We start from the raw sequence: 16,724 nt of genomic DNA on the forward strand, positions 1-16,724 counted from the left end.
CATCTCGGTGCCGCTGGCAGCGATCAGAGCTTGCCGCCGACGAAGGTGGTGAGGTCCACCAGGCGGTTGGAGTAGCCCCACTCGTTGTCGTACCAGCCGACGACCTTGACCTGCTTGCCCTGGACCATCGTGAGCTGCGAGTCGAAGGTGCAGGAGGCCGGCCAGTTGACGATGTCCGAGGAGACGATCGCGTCCTCGGTGTAGTCCAGGATGCCCTTGAGCTGGCCCTCGGCCGCCTTCTGGAAGGCGGAGTTGATCTCGTCCTTGGTGACCTCGCGGTCGAGCTCGAGGACGAGGTCGGTGACCGAGCCGGTCGGGACCGGGACGCGCATCGCGATGCCGTCCAGCTTGCCCTTGAGCTGCGGGAGGACCAGCGCGGTGGCCTTGGCGGCACCGGTGGAGGTCGGAATGATGTTCTCCGCGGCGGCGCGGGCGCGGCGCAGGTCCTTGTGCGGGAAGTCCAGGATGCGCTGGTCGTTGGTGTAGGCGTGGACCGTCGTCATCATGCCCTTGACGATGCCGAAGCTCTCGTCGAGGACCTTCGCCATCGGCGCCACACAGTTGGTGGTGCAGGAGGCGTTGGAGATCACGTGGTGCTTCGCGGCGTCGTACTTGTCGTGGTTGACGCCCATGACGATCGTGATGTCCTCGTCCTTGGCGGGCGCGGAGATCAGGACCTTCTTCGCCCCGGCGGCGAGGTGCTTCGCGGCGTCGTCGCGCTTGGTGAAGATGCCCGTGGACTCGATGACGACGTCGGCGCCCAGCTCCCCCCACGGGAGCTGAGCGGGGTCGCGCTCCGCCATCGTCTTGAAGGTCTGGTTACCCACCGTGATGGTGTCGTCGGTGTGGCTGACGTCCTGCTGGAGACGACCGAGGATCGAGTCGTACTTCAGCAGGTGAACCAGGGTGGCGTTGTCGGTCAGGTCGTTGACACCGACGATCTCGATGTCGGCACCCTGCTCCAGGAGCGCCCGGAAGTAGTTGCGGCCGATACGGCCAAAGCCGTTGATTCCTACGCGGATCGTCACGAACCGATCTCCTCGTTGGTACGCCGGTGTGCACACTCCGGCGAGCTGTATAGGGAAGTCCCCGACCACCCACGACCCTACCCCTCTCGGAGGCGCGGGGTGACATCGGGCGGCCGGGGACACGGGCCGGGATTCCGGGGTCAGCGGCGCAGCGCGCGCAGTGCCGCTCTCACCAGGTCGGACCGCTCCTTCTCCCCTCGTACGTGCTCCAGTCCGAACCCGAGAAGCACGGTGTCGCGCGTGGTTACGGCGGCCGATGAGTGGAACAGCTCCTGCGACCTGGCCCAGTCGGCGCCGCCCGCTGGGCTGCCCGCGGGCGGCCCGGAAGCGGCCCACGGGCCGAGCTCGGTCTCGAACCCTCCGTCGCCCTCGGCGGCACCTGCTGTGACGAGCCGGGTGTCGTCGACGAAAACGCCGCGGCCGCCGGTGCCCGGGTCGGTGATGTAGGAGACGGACAACTCGACCTTCTCGCCCGCGTAGCCGCTGAGGTCGAAGGCGACGGGCTGCCAGCCGTCGGAGGCGCCGGTGAAGCGGTTCCAGCGCCCGGTGGTGCCCTCGGCGGTGCACGCGTCGTCGCCGACGGTGAGGTAGTGCTCGAGGAAGGGGTGGGCGCGGACGTAGAAGCCCTCGGAGCACTCGGCCGGGACGTCGGTCGCGGTGCCGCCTCGGGCGTCGGGCAGCGTGGTCCAGTCGTCCTTGCCGACCGTGTGTGCCTCCACGACCACGTTGTCGTAGTCGCCCTCGGTGTCATGGCTGAGCATGAACGCAAGGCTGGGCTTCGCCGACGCCTGCGTCCCGGTCAGGTCCACGGTGCGGCTCAGCCGCATCCACGAGTTGTCGGTGTGCCTCGCCGCGGCGAACCAGTCACCCTCGTACGGCTGGAACGGGGTCCGTACGCCCGGGTAGTCGCCCGCGGCCGCGCTGCTGAACTGCGGGAAGTCCGCCGGGGGCAGCTCGTCGGAGATGACGGTGTACGCGCCCGCGCCGTCCAGCGGATTGCCCGCCGCGTCACCGAGCCCGGCCTTCGCGCCGCCGAGCTTCCCGGTGCCCGCGAAGTCCGGCGGGCTCTTGAGCGCGATCCGGCCCCCGGAGCCGAGGTAGTACTGGCTGAAGTCGTCGGTGGCGGCCCGGCCGACGCGCGAGCTGCCGCCCGCCTTCTCACCGGCGTTGACGAGCTTGCCGCCCTCGTTGAGGTAGTCGCGCACCGCGAGGAGGGTCGCACCGCCGGGCTCCGAGGCGCCGGTGTACCAGAGCACGGTGCGGAAGTGGCTCAGGACGCCGAGGGCGTGCGGCGCGCCCCGCTCGGCGACGTCCCAGACGAGGGACTTGCGGTGGTTGGCCGCCAGTGCGTCGGTGTAGGCGCCGGCGTGGCGGGCGGGCGCGGTGCCGCCCTCCTCGGCGATGACCAGGGTGTCGGCGCGGGGCCGTTCGGCGACCGTGTACGTGAACGGCTCGCTCGCCGTGCGCTTGCCGCTCGCGGTGCGGCCGGTGAACCAGACCTGGACCTTCTCGCCCGGGTCTGCGTTCTCCACCTCCGCCCGGTACTGGTCGAAGCGGATGTTGTCCTCGCCGCCGTAGGTCTCGCCGCCCTTCCAGGCCTTGAGCCGCTCCGTGTGCTTGACGCCGCCGTCGATGCGGTAGTTGAGCTTCTTGTCGCGCACGCTGCTGCGAGCGGTGACGGACACCTCCTGGTCGGCGCCGCGCGCGTAGGAGGTCGTGAAGGTGTCGGGCGTGAAGTCCGGGGCGTCGATGCCGACCGGGGAGGAGGGCCGGTCCGGGTGCGCGGCGCTCTCGGCGACGGCGAGCGCGAAGGGGACGTTCTTGGCGAACTCCTGCTGGATCAGCTTCTCGTCGTCGGGGAAGTTGAAGCCGGATTCGCAGTCGGCGGGGTTCCAGGCGTCGTTCGGGTCGACGCGGGAGGCCGTGGAGCAGGTCGACATCTCCGGGGTGAACATCATCATCCCGTTGACGTTGGCCGCGTGACCGTCGGCCTCGCCGTTGGTGGTGTACAGCTCGGAGGAGACCTGCGGGCGGTAGCCGGGTATCGCGGAGTTCTCGGGCGTGCCCGCGAGCGCCTTGTAGAGGACGTCGTCGGGGGTCGGGGTGGCGACCTGCCAGCCCACGCCGTAGAGCAGCAGTTCGGCGGCGGAGTGGTAGTTGATGCCGTACTCGAAGCCGATGCGCTTCTCGAAGCGGTCGAGCGCCTTGGTCTCGGGTTCGGACATGGGCGCGGTGCCGCGGAAGGTCTCGTCGGCGGGGTCGGGCGAGGAACCCTCGTTGTCGTAGCCCCACTTGTAGGCGAAGTTGCGGTTGAGGTCGACGCCGTCGCCGGGGGCGATCTTCCCGTCGCCGTTGTTGTCGCGGAGGTTCTTGCGCCAGAGGCGGTTGCCGGGGGTGAAGGTGAAGTCGTAGCCGTCGGGGTTCGCGGAGATGACGAACCAGAGTTCGGTGGAATCGACGATCTTCTTGATACGGCGGTCGGTTCCGTAGCCGTCGAGGTAGTGGTGCATCAGCCGCCGCGTCATCTCCGGCGTGATCCACTCTCGGGCGTGCTGGTTGGAGGCGTACAGCACCGACGGCTTGGCGCCGTCGCGGGTGCGGTCCGCGCCCTTGGTGACCTTCAGGGCGAGGATGTCCTGGCCGTTCACCGTCCTGCCGATGCTGACGACCTTGGTGAGGGAGGGATGCTTCCGGGCGGTCTCGCGGATCTCCGCCGCGATGCCTGTCCCGCCGCTGTACGGGCGGAACACGCCGTCGCCCGCGGCCGCGAGCCGCTTCTCGGCCCGCTCGGAGAGGGAGCGTTCGGTGAGGTCGACCCCCTGGCTCCTGAGCTTCTTGGCCTGCCGGCCGGTGAGGAAGAGTTCGACCTCGGTGGTGCCCTTGTCCGGTGCCCGTTCGCCCAGTTCGTGGCCGTCGGCGCCGGCCTCGAGGAGGAGCGGTATCTCTGCCTTGGTGACCTCGGCGGTCCATGCGGTGAGCGCGTCGCCGCCGCCGGTGCCGGGATCCGCCTGGGCGGCGGGTGCCGCCGCCAGTCCACCGAGCAGCAGTGAAACCGCTGCGAGGATCGGTCTCGCTCTGCGTCTCATGAGCCCCCCTTGCTGTTGTCCGCCACGCGCGAGTGCGTGAGCGGACGACAGACTTGTGACGCCACATGATCATGTCAATAGGGCCGGTACCACGGTCCCCACCACGAACATCGAACGGGCCGGGGACGACAACCGCCGTCCCCGGCCCGCCAAGTGAGCTCGTGATCCGAGCCGGCGTCAGCCGACCATGCCGTCGGCCATCTCCTCCGTGAGGTTCGACTCGGTGCCCGGGATCCCGAGGTCCTGGGCGCGCTTGTCGGCCATCGCGAGCAGCCGGCGGATACGGCCCGCCACGGCGTCCTTGGTGAGCGGCGGGTCGGCCAGCGCCCCCAACTCCTCCAGCGACGCCTGCTTGTGCTCCATCCGCAGCCGCCCCGCGGCGGCCAGGTGCTCCGGCACGTCATCGGCGAGGATCTCCAGCGCGCGCTGCACGCGGGCCCCGGCGGCGACGGCCGCACGCGCCGAGCGGCGCAGGTTGGCGTCGTCGAAGTTGGCCAGACGGTTGGCCGTGGCGCGCACCTCGCGGCGCATCCGCCGCTCCTCCCACGCCAGGACGGACTCGTGCGCCCCGAGGCGCGTCAACAGCGCGCCGATCGCGTCACCGTCCCGGACCACCACCCGGTCCACACCGCGTACTTCGCGCGCCTTCGCGGCGATCCCGAGCCGGCGCGCCGCACCCACCAGTGCCAGCGCCGCCTCCGGTCCCGGGCAGGTGACCTCCAGCGAGGAGGACCGGCCGGGCTCGGTGAGGGAGCCGTGCGCGAGGAACGCACCGCGCCACGCGGCCTCCGCGTCACACGTCGCGCCGGAGACGACCTGCGGGGGGAGGCCGCGGATCGGGCGGCCGCGGCCGTCCACCAGGCCGGTCTGCCGCGCCAGTTGGTCACCGCCGGCCACGACCCGCACCACGTAGCGGCTGCCGCGGCGCAACCCGCCGGGCGCCATCACCACCAGGTCGGACGCGTGTCCGAAGATCTCGAGAATGTCCTTGCGCAGCCGCCGGGCCGCGATGCCCGTGTCCAGTTCGGCCTCGATCACGATCCTGCCGCTGACCAGGTGCAGTCCACCCGCGAACCGCAGGATCGACGAGACCTCCGACTTCCGGCAGCAGGTACGGGTGACGGGGAGCCGGGAGATTTCATCCTTCACCGCTGCCGTCATCGCCATGGGCCGATCCTTCCATGCATCCGAAAAATACGGTCGTACGCGGCCGCCAGCAGCTCCGGATCGTGCCTCGGAGAGCTTCCCCCGGAGCCGTCGGCCTGGGAGACGCCCTGGGCCGAGGCCACCGGAGCCAGCTCGACCGTCCCGCCCAGCCGCTCGGCGGCCTCGATCAGGCTGTCCCGGTCGGGGACGGCGGCCTCGTCGGCCAGCACCACGTCGAAGGCGAGTTTAGGGGCGTGTCGGGCCAAAACCTCCAAATGACGCTGCGGGGAGAAGCCCGCGGTTTCGCCGGGTTGCGGCGCGAGGTTCAGCGACAGCACCCGCCGGGCCTTCGTCTCGGTGAGCGCGTCGAGGAGCCCGGGCACCAGCAGATGGGGGATCACGGACGAGAACCAGGAGCCGGGACCGAGGATCACCCAGTCCGCGTCGAGGACCGCCTCGACCGCCTCGGGCACGGCGGGTGGGTCGTTCGGCACGAGATGGACGGACTGGACCTCACCGCGCGTCAACGCCACCGTCGCCTGGCCCCGTACGGTCGACACCTCCTCGGGGAACGCCGGGTCGTGGCCGCGGACCAGCGCCTGCAGCTCCAGCGGCACGGCCGACATCGGCAGCACCCTGCCGTGCGCGCCGAGCAGCCGGCCCACCCACTCCAACGCCCTGACGTGGTCGCCGAGCTGCTCCCACAGGGCGACGATCAGCAGATTGCCGACGGCGTGTCCGTGCAGATCGCCTTCGCTCGCGAAGCGGTGCTGGACGACCCTGGCCCACGTCTGGCCCCACTCGTCGTCCCCGCACAGCGCGGCCAGCGCCTTGCGCAAATCACCCGGTGGCAGGACGCCCAGTTCGTCGCGGAGCCTGCCGCTCGAGCCGCCGTCGTCCGCGACGGTGACGACGGCCGTCAGATCGCCGGTGATGCGGCGCAGCGCGGCGAGCGAGGCGGACAGCCCCTGGCCACCGCCGAGCGCGACGACCTTGGGCTGCGCGCCGCGCTTGCGGAACGTGCGTGCGGGCGTACGGGCCGGGGCACGGCTGGTGCCGTCCGCCCTGCGCTCGGGGACCAGCCTCCGTACGCGGCCCAGCCGCGAGGGCCTGCCGGGCGTCACTCGCGCCCCATGTCGCGGTGGACGATGACGGTCTCCACGCCCTCGGCGGCGAGGCGCGTGGCCAGCTTCTCGGACATGGCGACGCTGCGGTGCTTGCCGCCCGTACAGCCGACGGCGATGGTCACGTACCGCTTGCCCTCGCGGCGGTAGCCGGCGGCGATGAGCTGCAGCAGCTCGGCGTAACGGTCCAGGAACTCCTTGGCGCCGGGCTGGTTGAAGACGTAACCGGAGACCTCGGCGCTCAGGCCCGTGAAGGGCCGCAGCTCCGGGACCCAGTGCGGGTTGGGCAGGAACCGGCAGTCGACGACGAGGTCGGCGTCCACGGGCAGGCCGTACTTGTAGCCGAACGACATCACCGTGGCGCGCAGCTCCGGCTCCTCCTCGCCCGCGAACTGGGCGTCCAGCTTGGCGCGCAGCTCATGGACGTTGAGGCTGGAGGTGTCGATCACGATGTCGGCGTCGCCGCGCAGCTCGCGCAGGAGTTCGCGCTCAGCAGCGATGCCGTCGACGATGCGGCCCGAACCCTGGAGGGGGTGCGGGCGGCGCACGGACTCGAAGCGCCGCACCAGCGCCTCGTCCGACGCCTCGAGGAAGATCACCCGGCGCTTGACGCTCTTGGAGTCCAGGGAGGCCAGCGACTCCCGGAGATTGTCGAAGAACCGGCGGCCGCGGACGTCCACGACGACCGCGATACGGGCGACATTGCCCTGCGAGCGGGCCCCGAGGTCCACCATGGTCGGGATGAGCGCGGGGGGCAGGTTGTCGACCACGAACCAGCCCAGGTCCTCCAGGCACTTGGCGGCGGTGCTGCGGCCCGCGCCGGACATGCCGGAGATGATCACCAGCTCGGGGATGGCCGCCGCCTCGGCGCCGCCCTCGGCCGTCGTGCCCGTACTCACCTGTGCTCCGTCTCCGTCGATGCCGGTCATCTGTCCTGCCCCTGTTCGGATGAGGACGAGGACGCGGCGGACGCGGGGGCCGCGATCCCGTCCGCGCTCTCATCTTCAATGATCTCTCCTGTCGCGGTGTTCACCGCGGGCGCGCCGGGTGCCGCGCCGGCCAGGGCCGCCACGATCGTCAGCGCCGTCTTCCGCCCGACTCCGGGCACCTCGCAGATCTCCTCGACGGTCGCCGCGCGCAGACGCTTCAGCGATCCGAAGTGCTTGAGCAGCGCCTGGCGGCGGGACTCGCCGAGACCCGGGACGGAGTCCAGCGGTCCGGCCTTCATCCGCTTCCCGCGCTTGCCGCGCTGGTAGGCGATGGCGAACCGGTGCGCCTCGTCCCGGATCCGCTGCAGAAGGTAGAGCCCTTCGCTCGTCCGCGGAAGGACCACGGGGTCGTCCTGGCCGGGCAGCCAGACCTCTTCCAGCCGCTTGGCGAGACCGCAGACGGCCACGTCGTCGATCCCCAGCTCGTCCAGGGCTCGCTGCGCCGCCATGACCTGCGGCTTTCCTCCGTCGACGACCACGAGCTGCGGAGGGTAGGCGAACCGGCGCGGCCTGCCGGTCTCCGGGTCCACGGGACCGCCGGGCACGCCGTCGGTGTCCGGGCCGACCTCGCCGCCCGGCTCCTCGTCCCACTCCCCCGTCTTCTGCTTCTCCAGCAGATAGCGGCGGAACCGCCGGCTGACGACCTCGTGCATGGACCGTACGTCGTCCTGGCCCTCGCCGTGCCAGACCTGCTCGTCCCCGACACGGCCCTTGATCTGGAAGCGGCGGTACTCGCTCTTGCGGGCCAGGCCGTCCTCGAAGACCACCATGGAGCCCACCACGTCCTGGCCCTGCAGGTGGGAGATGTCGTAGCACTCGATGCGCAGGGGCGCCGAGTCCAGCTCCAGTGCCTCGGTGATCTCCTCCAGCGCGCGGGAGCGGGTGGTCAGGTCCGATGCGCGCTTGGTCTTGTGCAGCCCGAGCGCCTGCTGGGCGTTGCGCTGGACCGTCTCCATCAGGTCCTTCTTGTCGCCGCGCTGCGGGATGCGCAGGCTGACGCCTGATCCGCGGTGCTCGGCGAGCCACTGCGCGACGGGCTCGACCGGGTCGGGGAGAGCGGGGACCAGTACCTCGCGGGGAACGCCCTCGCCGGTCTCCTCGCCGTAGAGCTGCTGGAGGGCGTGCTCGACGAGCCCCGCCGTGTCGACGGCCTCCACCTTGTCGGTGACCCAGCCGCGCTGGCCGCGCACCCGGCCGCCGCGGACGTGGAAGATCTGGACGGCGGCCTCGAGTTCGTCCTCGGCGACCGCGATCAGGTCGGCGTCGGTGGCGTCGGCGAGCACGACGGCGTTCTTCTCCATCGCGCGGCGCAGGGCCTCCGTGTCGTCCCGGAGCCTGGCCGCCTTCTCGTACTCCATCTCCTCGGAGGCCTCGTGCATCTGCTTCTCCAGGCGGCGCAGATACGTTCCGGTGCGGCCGGCCATGAAGTCGCAGAACTCCTCGGCCAGTTCGCGGTGCTCGTCGGGGGTGACCCGGCCGACGCAGGGCGCCGAGCACTTGCCGATGTACCCGAGGAGGCAGGGGCGGCCGATCTGCGCCGAGCGCTTGAACACCCCGGCGGAACAGGTGCGTACGGGGAACACCCGCAGCATCAGGTCGACCGTCTCGCGGATCGCCCAGGCGTGGGCGTACGGGCCGAAGTAGCGCACGCCCTTCCGCTTGGGTCCGCGCATCACCTGGACCCGGGGGAACTCCTCGCTGAGGGTGACGGCGAGGGACGGATAGCTCTTGTCGTCGCGGTACTTGACGTTGAACCGCGGGTCGAACTCCTTGATCCAGGAGTACTCCAGCTGCAGCGCCTCGACCTCGGTCGAGACGACGGTCCACTCGACCGAGGCGGCGGTGGTGACCATGGTGCGGGTACGCGGGTGCAGCCCGGCGAGATCCTGGAAGTAGGAGGAGAGCCGCTGGCGGAGGCTCTTCGCCTTCCCTACGTAGATCACGCGCCGGTGCTCGTCGCGGAATCTGTAGACCCCCGGCGAGTCGGGGATCTGTCCCGGCTTGGGTCGGTAGGTGCTGGGGTCGGCCATGTCACTCACCCTACTGGCGCGGAGTGACAGCGGGTCGCGTGCGGCGGACGTTGAGAGACCACCGGCCGAGCGCTGGAGTGCTGGGGCGCTGCGGTGCCGCGGGGTGGGTGACGGGGCTCCGGGGAAAGAGGTGGGACGCGGGGGGTGTGAGGGGCGAGTCGCGAGTGCATCGGCTGGGACGGGGACCGACCCCGCCGCGACCACACCGCCGTGCCGGCGCTCGTCCGGCCCGCGGACGGAATCCTGGCGCAGGATGTCGAAAGTACGGCCTTGGCTCCGACGTACCCACGACAGCCGCAGACGACGAAGGAGACCTCCGATGGGCAAGATCATCACGGGCGCCACGATGTCCCTCGACGGCTACATCGCCGGGCCAAAGGAGAGCGGCTTCGACCTGCTGTTCCAGTGGTACGGCAACGGCGATGCCGAGATCCCGTCGGCCAGTCCGGACGTCCCGCCCATCCGCGTCTCCGCCGCGAGCGCCGAACTGATCAGGCCGGAGTGGAGGGATACGGGTGCGCTGGTCGTCGGCCGGTACCTCTACGACATGACCAACGCCTGGGGCGGGCGTCACCCGATCGACGTGACCACGGTCGTGCTCACCCACCGGCGCCCTGACGACCGCCCGGAGGACGACGAGAACTTCGTCTTCGTCACCGAGGGCATCGAGGCGGCGGTGAGTACGGCGCGAAAGCTGGCCGGTGACAAGAATGTCGTGGTCAACGGCGGGCAGATGGCCCGCCAGGCGCTGGAGGCGGGACTGCTGGACGAGGTCGGCATCGAGCTGGTGCCGGTCGTCCTGGGCGGCGGGAAGACCCTGTTCGGCGAACTGGGCGTCACGCCGGTGCAGTTCGAGGGGCCCACGACGGTGGTGGAGGGTACCGGCGTCACGCACCTGCGCTACCGGGTCAAAGACGGCCGGCGCGACGCCTGACCGGGCGAGCGGCCAACAGGGACTCCGGGAGCGGCAGTTCGGCTCCGTGTCACCGCCAGGGCCCGCCTTCCCCCGCCGGCGCACAGCGGCCCGAGCCGGAGCGCCGCCCCCGTCTCAGGCCCCGAGCATCCCGGCGTCGTGCGCGAGGATCGCCGCCTGAACGCGGTTGGCGCACCGCAGCTTGGCCAGCAGCCGCGTCATGTGCGTCTTCACCGTCGCCTCACTCAGATGCAGAGAGGCCCCGATCTCGGCGTTGGACCGGCCGTCCCCGACGAGACGGAGCACGTCCCGCTCCCGTTCGGTCAGGGACGCGGTACGGCTGCGCGCGTCCGCCTCCCTCGACGTCTCGCGGGCCGCGAACGTCGAGATCAGGCGGCGGGTGACCGAGGGGGCGAGCAGCGCGTCCCCGTCGTGGACGGTCTTGACCGCCTGGGTGAGGTCGCGGGGGCGGGTGTTCTTCAGGAGGAACCCCATCGCACCGGCCTGCAGGGCGGCGTGCACGTACTCGTCCATGTCGAACGTCGTGAGCACGACCACCCTGGGCGCGTCCGGGAGGCCGGTGATCTCCCGGGTCGCCGCGAGCCCGTCCATGACCGGCATCCGGATGTCCATGAGGACGACGTCGGGCCGGTGGGCGCGGGTCAGGTGCACCGCCTCGGATCCGTTGCGGGCCTCCGCGACCAGGCTGATGTCCGGGTCGGCCCTGAGGATCATGGCCAGACCGGTCCGCACGAGGTCCTCGTCGTCCGCGAGCAGCAGGCGGATCGTCATGACGGCGTTCCTTTCACGGGGACCACGGCGGAGACCCGGAATCCGCCGTCGTCCCGGGGGCCGGCCTCGAACGATCCGCCCAGGACCGTCACGCGTTCCCGCAGCCCCACCAGGCCGTTGCCCCCACTGGGGAGGCGGGGGCCGGGGAGCTTCACCGGCACGTCGTTCTCCACGGTCAGGTGGAGCGCGTCGGCCGCGTAGCGGAGGTGGACGCGGGCGGACGCGCCGCCCGCGTGCTTGTGCACGTTCGTCAGCGCCTCCTGCACGAGCCGGTAGACGGTGCGCTCCGCCGTCAGGTCCAGCGGGCGGCAGGTGCCGGACCGCTCCAGGTCGATCCGCATACCGGCGCCGCGCGACTGTTCCACCAGCGCGGCCAGATCCTCCAGCGTCGGCTGCGGGCTCCGCGGTGCGTCGTCCTCGTCCTCGTCCGCGGTGCGCAGCACGCCCAGCAGCTGCCGCAGTTCGTCGAGGGCCTGGCGGCCGATCTCGCCGATGAGTTCGGCGGTCTGCACGGTCTTCCGGTCCTTCACCGAGACCTCCAGGGCCCCGGAGTGGATCACCATCAGGCTCACCCGGTGGGCGACGACGTCGTGCATCTCCCGCGCGATACGGGTCCGCTCCTCCATGCGCGCCTGGCGGCCGAGGAGGACCTGCTCGCGCTCCAGCCGTTCCGCCTTCTCCCGCAGGCCCTCCAGCATCTGGCGGCGCGCTCCCGCGTACATACCGGCCAGCACCGGTACGGCGATGTAGAGGCCGGGAGCGACCACCATCACGAACGGCAGGTCCTCGCCCGGGCCGATGAGCACCGCGGTGGCGACCAGGCCGGCGGCGGCGGCCGCCGTGGCGAGCAGGAGGCTACGGCGGCTGCGCCCGTACTTGGCCAGCGCGTACAGGCTCACGGGCAGCACGGGAGAGGCCAGCCCCAGGGGGATGAGCAGGACGGCGGCCACGCACAGGTGCAGGGGCCGGTGGCGCCGTACGAGCGTGGCGAGCCCCATCACGACCGCCACGGTGAGGGAGGCGCCGGGCGGGATGCCCCAGGGGTGGTCGTGGACGACGAACCCGCCCGGAGAGAGAACACAGCCCAGCGCCACTGCGGCGTCGAACAGCATGGAGCGGCGGCTCTCCCACCAGAGGGGGCCTGCGGAGGCCGTTCCCCGCAGCGCTCCGGGAAGGCGTATGGCGATGTCGCCCCTCCAGCGTGTTTCACAGGTCGGGACCGTGCTGCGGCCCGACCCTACCTGCTGACAGACTCGACGCCACGCGCTCGTCGCAGGTGAGCTGCGGGACGGTGCAGAGGCAGAGGGCGGACGGCAGAGAAAGGACCGGCTGGTGATCGTCGTTGCGGGAGAGGCGCTGATAGATCTGGTCCCGGCCGCTGGGACGGGGCACAGCCCGGTCGCGGATTCCGGGAGCGGGACGGGCACGGCGAACGGGGGCGGTGACATGCCCGCGCTGCTGCCGCGCCGCGGCGGCGGCCCCTACAACACAGCGGTGGCCCTGGGCCGCCTCGGTTCGTCCGTCGCCTTCTGCTCGCGCGTCTCCACGGATGTGTTCGGTGAGTCCCTGCTGGGCGGTCTGAGTGCCGACGGGGTCGACGTCTCCCTGGTCCAGCGGGGCCAGGAGCCGACGACGCTGGCGGTGGCCGCGATCGGCGCCGACGGTTCGGCGGGCTACGGCTTCTACGTCGAGGGCACGGCCGACCGGCTCTTCGGCCTGCCGGGTGCGCTGCCCGAGTCGACGCGTGCGGTCTCGTTCGGCACCTGCTCGCTCATGCTGGAGCCCGGCGCCGGCGCGTACGAGCAGCTGATGCGGCGTGAGGCGGCGCGCGGGGTCTTCACGGCGCTCGACCCCAACATCCGCGCCTCCCTGATCCCCGACGCGGACGCCTACCGGGCCCGGTTCCTCTCCTGGCTGCCGCACACGTCGCTGCTGAAGCTGTCGGAGGAGGACGCGGACTGGCTCGGCGGCACCCCGAGGGAGTGGCTCGCGGCCGGACCGTCCGCGGTCGTGCTGACGCACGGGGGCGAAGGGCTCCGGGTGCTGACCCGCGACGGCGAGGAGTACGCGGTGCCGGGCGAGAAGGTGGACGTGGTCGACACCATCGGCGCGGGCGACACGGTGAACGCGGCGCTGCTCCACCGGCTCGGCGCGCACGACGCGTTCACGCCCGGCGCGATCGGAGACCTGGGCGAGGCCGAGTGGAAGGACATCCTCGGCTTCGCGGCACGCGCGGCCGCGATCACCTGCTCCCGCGCGGGCGCGGAGCCGCCGTACGCGTCGGAGCTGGGCTGACCCCGTAGCCCGGGGAAGTGCGGAGAGCCGCGCCCGGGACAGGCAGCGTGGTGCGTTCCGTCGGGCTCCTCGCCCCGGCGGCCGGATCCGGTGCGGAGACCGCTCCGGCCCGCGCAGAAGAACCGACGAGAGCCCGGCCGGTGGCCGGGCTCTCGTCACCTGCTGCCCGCGCGCCCACGTCAAGGGCGGCGCCTCAGGCGTGTCGCGTGCGGGCCGACGACTTCGCCGGCTTGGCGGTCTTGGCCGTCTTGGCCGTCTTGGCCGTCTTCTTCGTGGCGGCCCGCTTCTCCCCGGTGGCGGTCGCGTTCACCGTCTTCGTCCCGGACGTCGACGCCTTCGCGGCCGAGACCTTCTTCGCCGCCGCCTTCTTCGGCTTCGCAGAGCGCTGCTGCGGGACCGCGTCGCTCACCCGCTCCCCCAGCAGGTCCCGGAGGAACTTGCCGGTGTGGCTCGTCGGGACCGCCGCGACCTCCTCCGGCGTGCCCTCGGCGACGACCAGGCCACCGCCGCTGCCGCCCTCGGGCCCCATGTCGACGATCCAGTCGGCCGTCTTGATCACATCGAGGTTGTGCTCGATGACGATCACCGTGTTGCCCTTGTCGACCAGCCCTGAGAGAACGTTGATCAGCTTGCTGATGTCCTCGAAGTGCAGTCCGGTCGTGGGCTCGTCCAGGACATAGACCGTGCGGCCCGTCGAGCGCTTCTGCAGCTCGCTGGCGAGCTTCACCCGCTGCGCCTCACCGCCGGAGAGCGTCGGTGCGGGCTGGCCGAGGCGGACGTAGCCGAGGCCGACCTCGTTGAGCGTCCGCAGATGGCGCGAGATCGTCGGCACCGCCTCGAAGAAGTCGAGCGCCTCCTCGATCGGCATGTCCAGGACCTCGGCGATGGACTTGCCCTTGTAGTGGACCTCCAGCGTCTCCCGGTTGTAGCGCGCGCCGTGGCAGACCTCGCACGGGACGTACACGTCGGGGAGGAAGTTCATCTCGATCTTGATGGTGCCGTCGCCGGAGCAGTTCTCGCAGCGGCCGCCCTTGACGTTGAAGGAGAAGCGGCCCGGCAGATAGCCGCGCACCTTCGCCTCCATCGTCTCCGCGAACAGCCTGCGGACATGATCGAAGACCCCGGTGTACGTGGCCGGGTTGGACCGCGGCGTACGGCCGATGGGCGACTGGTCGACGTGCACCACCTTGTCGACGAGGTCGTCCCCGTCGACCCGGGTGTGCCGGCCCGGCACACCCTTCGCGCCCTGCAGCTCGCGCGCCAGGTGCGTGTAGAGGATGTCGTTGACCAGCGTCGACTTGCCGGAGCCCGACACCCCGGTCACGGCGGTGAAGACGCCCAGCGGGAAGGACACATCGATGTCCTGGAGGTTGTTCTCCCGGGCGCCGCGGACCGTGAGGTGCTTCGTGCCGTTGACCGGCCGCCGCAGGTCCGGCGTCGGGATCGCCTTCCTCCCGGCGAGATACTGCCCGGTCACCGACTTCTCGTTGTCCAGCAGCTCCTTCAGGGGCCCGCTGTGCACGACCTTGCCGCCGTGCTCGCCCGCACCCGGGCCGATGTCCACCACCCAGTCCGAGGTCTTGATGGTGTCCTCGTCGTGCTCGACGACGATCAGCGTGTTGCCGAGGTCCCGCAGCCGGACGAGGGTCTCGATCAGGCGGTGGTTGTCGCGCTGGTGGAGTCCGATCGACGGCTCGTCCAGCACGTAGAGAACGCCGACCAGGCCGGAGCCGATCTGCGTGGCCAGCCGGATGCGCTGGGCCTCGCCGCCGGAGAGCGTGCCTGCGGCGCGGTTCAGCGACAGATAGTCGAGGCCGACGTCCACGAGGAAGCGGAGCCGCTCGTTGACCTCCTTGAGGACCCGCTCGGCGATGGTCTTCTCCCGCGCCGAGAGCTTCATGTCCCGCAGGAAGTCGGCGCAGTCGCTGATGGACATCGCGGCGACCTCGGCGATCGACCTTCCCTGCAGGGTGACCGCCAGGACGATGGGCTTGAGCCGCGTGCCCTCACAGGTCGGGCAGGGCACCTCGCGCATGTAGCCCTCGAAGCGCTCACGGCTGCTGTCGCTCTCCGCCTCCGAGTGACGCCGCTTGACGAACGGCACGGCGCCCTCGAAGGAGGTGGTGTACGCGCGCTCCCGCCCGTAGCGGTTGCGGTACCGCACCTCGATCTGTGTGCGGTGGCCGTTCAGCAGGGCCTTCCGGGCGCGCTGCGGCAGCCCGTCCCAGGGGATGTCGGTGCGGAAGCCGAGCTCTCCGGCGAGCGCGCCCACGAGACGGGAGAAGTAGTCCTTGGTGTGACCGTGCGACCAGGGGTGGATGGCGCCCTCGTCGAGCGACTTCTCCGGGTCGGGGACGATCAGCTCGGGGTCGACCTCCATACGCGTGCCGATGCCGGTGCACTCGGGGCAGGCGCCGAAGGGCGAGTTGAAGGAGAACGACCGCGGCTCCAGTTCCTCGAACGACAGGTCGTCGTACGGGCAGTACAGGTGCTCGGAGAACATTCGCTCGCGCTGCGGGTCGTCCTCGTCGAGGTCGACGAAGTCGAGGATGACCATGCCGCCGGAGAGCCCGAGCGCGGTCTCGACGGAGTCCGTGAGCCGCCGCTTCGCGCTGTCCTTCACGGTGAGGCGGTCCACGACCACCTCGATCGTGTGCTTCTCCTGCTTCTTCAGCTTCGGCGGGTCGGAGAGCTGGATCGTCGTCCCGTCGACGCGCGCGCGGCTGTAGCCCTTGGTCTGGAGGTCGGAGAAGAGGTCGACGAACTCGCCCTTGCGCTCGCGCACCAGCGGCGAGAGGACCTGGAAGCGGCTGCCCTCCTCCAGGCCCAGCACCTTGTCGACGATCGCCTGCGGCGACTGCCGCGAGATCGGGCGGCCGCACTCGGGGCAGTGCGGCTTGCCGATACGGGCGAAGAGGAGGCGGAGGTAGTCGTAGACCTCGGTGATCGTGCCGACCGTCGAGCGCGGGTTGCGCGAGGTCGACTTCTGATCGATGGAGACCGCGGGGGACAGACCCTCGATGAAGTCCACATCGGGCTTGTCCATCTGGCCCAGGAACTGCCGGGCGTACGAGGAGAGGGACTCGACGTACCGCCGCTGTCCCTCGGCGAAGATCGTGTCGAACGCGAGGGATGACTTGCCGGAGCCCGACAGGCCCGTGAAGACGATGAGGGAGTCCCGGGGCAGGTCGAGCGACACATTCTTCAGATTGTGCTCGCGAGCGCCACGGACGATGAGACGGTCGGCCACGCCGGTCGGGACCTTTCGTGAGAGAAGCAGAGGTGCGCCGCACCCCCGCTCAAGCGTATGGGGGACGCCAC

The 16,724-nt window shown here is 70.9% G+C and carries 11 protein-coding genes; 2 read left to right on the top strand and 9 right to left on the bottom strand.

Annotation, left to right across the window (positions count from 1 at the left end):
• Positions 1-23: 23 nt before the first annotated feature.
• The 6 genes from gap to uvrC form a co-directional block, all read right to left on the bottom strand.
• Complete coding sequence (gene gap / locus ABZ822_RS15275; RefSeq protein ID WP_360852761.1) at positions 24-1,028, bottom strand: type I glyceraldehyde-3-phosphate dehydrogenase; 1,005 nt, start codon at positions 1,026-1,028, stop codon at positions 24-26.
• 140 nt (positions 1,029-1,168) lie between these two features.
• Positions 1,169-4,114: a M14 family zinc carboxypeptidase gene (locus ABZ822_RS15280; protein ID WP_360852764.1), complete on the bottom strand. Its 2,946-nt coding sequence runs from the start codon at positions 4,112-4,114 to the stop codon at positions 1,169-1,171.
• 177 nt (positions 4,115-4,291) lie between these two features.
• Positions 4,292-5,281: a DNA-binding protein WhiA gene (gene whiA, locus ABZ822_RS15285; protein WP_360852767.1), complete on the bottom strand. Its 990-nt coding sequence runs from the start codon at positions 5,279-5,281 to the stop codon at positions 4,292-4,294.
• Positions 5,272-6,384, bottom strand: coding sequence for a uridine diphosphate-N-acetylglucosamine-binding protein YvcK (yvcK, locus tag ABZ822_RS15290; RefSeq protein ID WP_360852770.1), 1,113 nt, complete (start codon positions 6,382-6,384; stop codon positions 5,272-5,274). Before yvcK ends, whiA begins: the two co-directional genes overlap by 10 nt.
• On the bottom strand, positions 6,381-7,313 hold the full coding sequence (gene rapZ, locus ABZ822_RS15295; RefSeq protein WP_360852773.1) for an RNase adapter RapZ: 933 nt from the start codon (positions 7,311-7,313) through the stop codon (positions 6,381-6,383). The genes yvcK and rapZ overlap by 4 nt, the downstream gene beginning before the upstream one ends.
• Positions 7,310-9,403, bottom strand: coding sequence for an excinuclease ABC subunit UvrC (gene uvrC, locus ABZ822_RS15300; RefSeq protein ID WP_360852776.1), 2,094 nt, complete (start codon positions 9,401-9,403; stop codon positions 7,310-7,312). The genes rapZ and uvrC overlap by 4 nt, the downstream gene beginning before the upstream one ends.
• Before the next feature lie 319 nt (positions 9,404-9,722).
• Between uvrC and ABZ822_RS15305 the strand changes: the two genes are divergently transcribed.
• Positions 9,723-10,337 (top strand): dihydrofolate reductase family protein, encoded by a 615-nt coding sequence (locus ABZ822_RS15305; RefSeq protein ID WP_360852779.1) that lies wholly within the window; start codon positions 9,723-9,725, stop codon positions 10,335-10,337.
• A 114-nt stretch (positions 10,338-10,451) separates the two neighbouring features.
• On the opposite strand, the gene ABZ822_RS15310 is transcribed toward ABZ822_RS15305, so the two are convergent.
• On the bottom strand, positions 10,452-11,108 hold the full coding sequence (locus ABZ822_RS15310) for a response regulator transcription factor (protein WP_360852782.1): 657 nt from the start codon (positions 11,106-11,108) through the stop codon (positions 10,452-10,454).
• Positions 11,105-12,220 carry a histidine kinase gene (locus ABZ822_RS15315; protein ID WP_360852785.1) on the bottom strand — a complete coding sequence of 372 codons (1,116 nt, stop codon included), beginning with the start codon at positions 12,218-12,220 and terminating at the stop codon, positions 11,105-11,107. Before ABZ822_RS15315 ends, ABZ822_RS15310 begins: the two co-directional genes overlap by 4 nt.
• Before the next feature lie 220 nt (positions 12,221-12,440).
• Here ABZ822_RS15315 and ABZ822_RS15320 point away from each other — a divergent pair, with 220 nt between their 5' ends.
• Positions 12,441-13,403: a carbohydrate kinase gene (locus tag ABZ822_RS15320; RefSeq protein WP_360852788.1), complete on the top strand. Its 963-nt coding sequence runs from the start codon at positions 12,441-12,443 to the stop codon at positions 13,401-13,403.
• A gap of 193 nt (positions 13,404-13,596) precedes the next feature.
• Here the strand turns inward: ABZ822_RS15320 and uvrA are convergent, their stop codons facing one another.
• A complete protein-coding gene (gene uvrA / locus ABZ822_RS15325) occupies positions 13,597-16,653 on the bottom strand; it encodes an excinuclease ABC subunit UvrA (RefSeq protein WP_360852791.1) in 3,057 nt (1,018 codons plus the stop codon).
• Positions 16,654-16,724: the final 71 nt, after the last annotated feature.

The organism is Streptomyces sp. NPDC047108 (assembly GCF_040643575.1).
Classification (GTDB): domain Bacteria; phylum Actinomycetota; class Actinomycetes; order Streptomycetales; family Streptomycetaceae; genus Streptomyces.